This window comes from Microcystis sp. M53603_WE2 (genome assembly GCF_030065435.1).
In genome coordinates this window covers 1-4834 of record NZ_JASJFF010001054.1, presented here as the reverse complement: position 1 = coordinate 4834, position 4834 = coordinate 1, and the positions used below count along the sequence as shown (strand labels likewise).

Genomic DNA, 4834 nt, shown 5'->3' with positions numbered 1-4834 from the left:
GGGTGTGGGGTGTGGGGTGTGGGGTTTTATCGATTTTCAGGTGGTCAACTACCTAATTTTCAGGGAAAAAGTCCAGGAATTTTCCCCCCGATCCCCGCAATGGCTGGCACTTTTTGAGGGAAAAAAAGTCTAAAAGTCTTATCCAACAAGGTTTAACGATGTATCTGTTTGTAACTGAAGAGCCTCAAAATCTTTGTGGACAATGCTTTGAGAGGGATTGTTCCCCTGTCAGACTCAAAACTGATCACTGATCACTGATCACTGATTCAGGGCTGACGGCTGGTACTATATAATGAAAAACGCTCCTTAGTTAGATATTGAGAAAAACATGGAAGTTATCCCCGCTATTGATATTCTCGATGGCAAATGTGTGCGACTTTATCAGGGAGATTACCAACAATCGCAGGTTTTTAACGATAATCCCGCAATAGTGGCGCGAGAATGGGTCAATCAGGGGGCAACCAGATTACATTTAGTTGATTTGGATGGAGCCAAAGAGGGTAAATCGGTTAATTTGTCAACTATTGAAACAATTCTTAATGATATTGCCATTCCCGTACAGGTGGGGGGTGGACTGCGGGATGTAGAAACGGTGAGTAATCTCCTAAAAATCGGGGTAGAAAAGGCGATTGTCGGGACAGTAGCCGTAGAAAAGCCCGAATTAGTCAGCGAACTTTGTCAAAGCTTTCCGGGGCAAATAATTGTCGGTATTGATGCTCGCGATGGCAAAGTAGCCACCAGGGGTTGGTTAGAAACTTCCGCAGTAGATGCGATCGCTCTTGGGCAAGATATGGCAAAAAGAGGAGCCAGCACGATTATCTACACTGATATTCATCGAGATGGCACACTTTCTGGCCCGAATCTCGCCGCTTTGCGAGAATTAGCCGAATCTGTCGAAATTCCCGTAATCGCCTCTGGGGGCATTAGTTCCCTGACGGACCTACTGAGTTTATTGTCTTTGGAACCTTTGGGAGTAACGGGAGTAATCGTGGGCCGCGCCCTTTATACCGGTGCAGTTAACCTCTCGGAAGCGATTAGCGCGATCGGATCGGGCCGTTGGCAGGATGTACCCCCGAATTTTTTCGTTTAACGGACTTGTTTGAGAGTATCCACCTGTTTATTGAACATATCGGTAAATAGTCCCAAAACGGTGCGATTTTCATTGACTTTGATGTTGACACTCACGGACATCCCCGATTGCAGCGGTAGAGTGGATTGATTTTTCAAAACTAACTCTTGACTGTTCAAGCGTACCCGGACGGGGAACCGATAAAAACGGTGATTTTCGTCGGGAGGTAAAGCATCGGAACCGATCGAGATTACTTCTCCCTTAATATCGCCGTATTCACTGTAGGAAAAGGAATCAATGCGAATATCGGCTTTTTGTCCCACGCGCACAAAACCGATGTCTTGGTTAGTCACGTCCACCTCTGCCACTAAACAACCTTTAGCGGCATCTTTCACCTCGGTGGGACAGCCATCGGGAACAAGTTTTAATAATGCTTCCGCTTGACTTGGTTGGGGAACAAACCCGGGCCGGGCCTTGAGATCAAAGACCACACCATCGATGGGGGCGGTAATTTTTTGATATTTAATCGTCTGTTGTGCTTGACTAATTTGACTGTCTAGTTCGGCAATGCGCTTGTTGTTATCAATGATAATGCGACTGATCTGACTATCGATTTCAGCGATCCGTTTGTAATTGTCCGCCATTTTATCGCGCACATCTTTTTCCGTGATTACCGTGGTATTAATCAGCTTTTCTTGCGCTTGGGAGATCAACAGGAAATAACGCTTTTCTTCCTGTTCCAGGCGGGAAATTTCGGCGATGCGGGTTTGTACTTCTTTCTCTTGTTTTTCTCGATCGATTTTGCCGTTAGCCTCTTGCTGCTGTAATTCATTCTGGCGATCAGTTACAGATTGTTTTTGTTTATTAATCTGATAACGGGCGATCGCTCCTTCATCCCCCAAGGGTTCAATATCCTTAAGAATATTACGCTCGATATCCAAGCTTTCTTGGCCCTGTTTCATCGAATTGGCATTACGAGTCTTAATTTCTTCTAAGACTAAGCGATCTTTGATTAATTGCGAGCGGGCATCGGCCAACTGTACCCTAGTTTGGGCCAATTGTTTTTCTAGTTGTTCCATTTCCAATCTAGCGGCCGCTTGTCGAGAATTGGCCTCCCGTCGAGCAGCCCCTAAACGAGCTAATTCATCCCCTTGTAAAGCAGAGCTAGAAGCACCTTCACTGACCTGTGCTTGATAAAGTTGATTTTCTGTCACCAAAGCGGCACGATTACGGGCTAAATCGGCGATTTCACTCGGTAATTTTAATTGAGCGATCGAACTTTCCACTGCTGCTGGTGTCAGATCCTGCGCCATTAAGAGACGATAGAATTGATTTTCCTTCTCAGCACTGGTGCGAATTTTTCTCAAGGATTCTAACTGCACTTGCGAGGCACTGGAATCCATTAAAACCAGTACATCACCTTTGTTAACTCGATCGCCGTCTTTCACTTTCACGAACTGTACTACCCCATTCACCGGTGCTTGTACTTCTTGCACTTTCCCCTGGGGTTTAAGTTGTCCTTGGGCGCCCACCACCTGCTCGATTTTGGCGAGCGCTGACCAAATTAAAGCGGCAGTGGTGACACTCATTAATGTCCAGATAATCGTCCGCGACCAAATGGGTGATTGTTTCAGGATCACCGATTGTTCCGGTGGGCTAAAAGTGGGTAAAGAAGGGCTAATACTTTTATTTTTCGTGGTAGTGGCCACGTTTTTACCCGCTTGGGTGAGTTCATCGCTTTTAGCGTTGCCGTTGCCCTTTTGACCGTTGTTAGAATTACCGTTCATGGGGATTCTCCTATATTTAGGGTTTGCTGAAAAAGTTTTTCGTGGGTGTAGGGTGTGGGGTGTAGGGTGTGGGGTGTGGGGTGTGGGGTGGTCACTGCGTGCGCGTTGCGGGGGGTTTTGGGGTATTAGTTGAAACTTCCCCATTTCCCCATTTCCCCATTTCCCCATTTCCCTATCCCCTAATCCCTGTTCCCTGACTGACTAGATTTGCGAATCCTGTTGTTTATAGAGAGTATAGTAAAGGCCTTTTCTGGCCATTAATTCCTCGTGGGTGCCTTCCTCCGCTACTGTCCCCTTATCCATCATGACAATAATATCGGCGGATTTGATCGAAGCTAGACGATGGGTGATAAAAAAGACCGTACGATCCTTGAAAGCTTCCTTGAGATTCAGACACACTTGCCGTTCGGTATTATAGTCGAGGGCGCTGGTGGCCTCATCAAGAATGAGAATTTGCGGTCTTTGCAGGACGGAACGAGCGATCGCAACCCGTTGTCGTTGTCCCCCCGATAGGGATGCCCCCCGTTCACCGACGCGGGTATTATAGCCATTGGGCAGGGTCATAATAAATTCGTGGGCTGCGGCTGCTCTCGCTGCCGAGACGATTTCCTCCACAGTCGCATCGGGGTTAGTCAGGGCGATATTTTCCTGTACCGTACCATCAAATAATAGGGTTTCTTGGGGAACCATGCCGATTTGACGACGCAGGGAATAGAGTTCCACTTTGTTGATATCATAGCCATCGATGAGAATCCGTCCCGATTCTGGTTCGTAGAGACGGGCTAATAGTTTAGTGATGGTACTTTTCCCGGCGCCACTTTCTCCCACCAAAGCGACAAAAGTGCCGGCGGGGAATTCTAAATTGACGTTGTATAGTTGCAGGGGTCCGTGGGGATTGAAGCGGAAAGCGAGGTTTTCGTAGGTGACAGTGCCTTTAATTAAGGGCATGGGGATATTTTGGCGATCGAGTTCCGCTTCTTGGGGAGTATCGACGATATCGGCCAATCTTTCTAGGGATAAGCCGGTTTCTTGGAAGTTTTGCCAGAGTTGGGTCAAACGCAGAATCGGCGAGGTAACGTAGGAAGAGATAATCCGGAAGGCGATTAATTGACCAAGGGTGAGTTTTCCGTCTAAAACTAGGGCTGCTCCCACCCACAGCACTAATAAACCCGATAATTGGTTAAAGAAGTGACTAAAGGAACCGGCCAAAGTTGAGGTCATGACCGTTTGAAAACCTTCGGCCACATAGCGCGCATAACGTTCTTGCCACTGCCAACGGGAACGCAATTCGATATTCTGTGCTTTTACTGTTTGGATTCCCGTCATCACCTCCACTAGATAGGATTGGGTTTCGGCGTTTCGTTCCGCTTTTGCTCGCAGTTGTCGCCGCACGATCGGTGCGAAAATAGCTGTGGAGAGAACTAAAATCGGCACGACTCCCAGGGCCCAAAAGGTTAGGATCGGGCTATAGATCAACATAACCACGATATAGATAACCGAGAAAATGGCATCTAATACCACCGTTAGGGCTGTACCTGTTAAAAATTGCCGAATATTCTCTAATTCGTTGATTCTTGTCGAAATTTCCCCCACTGGCCGCCGTTCAAAGTATTTCAGGGGTAAGCGCAGCAGGTGATCGATAATTTCTGAACCGAGGGTCATGTCGATGCGGTTAGTGGTATCGACAAAAAGAGATGTTCTCAAAAAGGTTAAAATCCCCTCAAAAACGGCAATTACTAAGAGGAAAACCCCGAGGGTGTTCAGAGTTTCCGGGCTATTCTGCACGATCACTTTATCGATAATCACCTGAATCATCAAGGGATTGGCCAGGGCAAATAACTGCACGAAGAAAGAAGCGATAAAAACTTCTATTAAGACTCGTTTATGTTTCTTGACAGAAGGCCAAAACCATGATAGGCCAAAACGCTGTTGCTGGGTGTGTTTGGTGGGTTTGAGCAGAATTACTTCCCCTTTTTCG

General features: G+C 46.9%; 3 protein-coding genes. 1 reads left to right on the top strand and 2 read right to left on the bottom strand.

The window, feature by feature from the left end; genetic code table 11:
• Positions 1 to 328: 328 nt before the first annotated feature.
• On the top strand, positions 329 to 1090 hold the full coding sequence (gene hisA, locus PX481_RS22225; protein ID WP_002758705.1) for a 1-(5-phosphoribosyl)-5-[(5-phosphoribosylamino)methylideneamino]imidazole-4-carboxamide isomerase: 762 nt from the start codon (positions 329 to 331) through the stop codon (positions 1088 to 1090).
• On the opposite strand, the gene PX481_RS22220 is transcribed toward hisA, so the two are convergent.
• Together PX481_RS22220 and PX481_RS22215 are read right to left on the bottom strand one after the other, a co-directional pair.
• The gene (locus PX481_RS22220) at positions 1087 to 2856 is read right to left on the bottom strand and encodes a beta-barrel domain-containing protein (RefSeq protein WP_002758704.1); all 1770 of its coding nucleotides are present in this window, start codon (positions 2854 to 2856) and stop codon (positions 1087 to 1089) included. The two genes, hisA and PX481_RS22220, sit on opposite strands and share 4 nt — an antisense overlap.
• A gap of 201 nt (positions 2857 to 3057) precedes the next feature.
• A partial coding sequence (locus tag PX481_RS22215; protein WP_288096074.1) for a peptidase domain-containing ABC transporter occupies positions 3058 to 4834 on the bottom strand: 1777 nt, incomplete at its 5' end.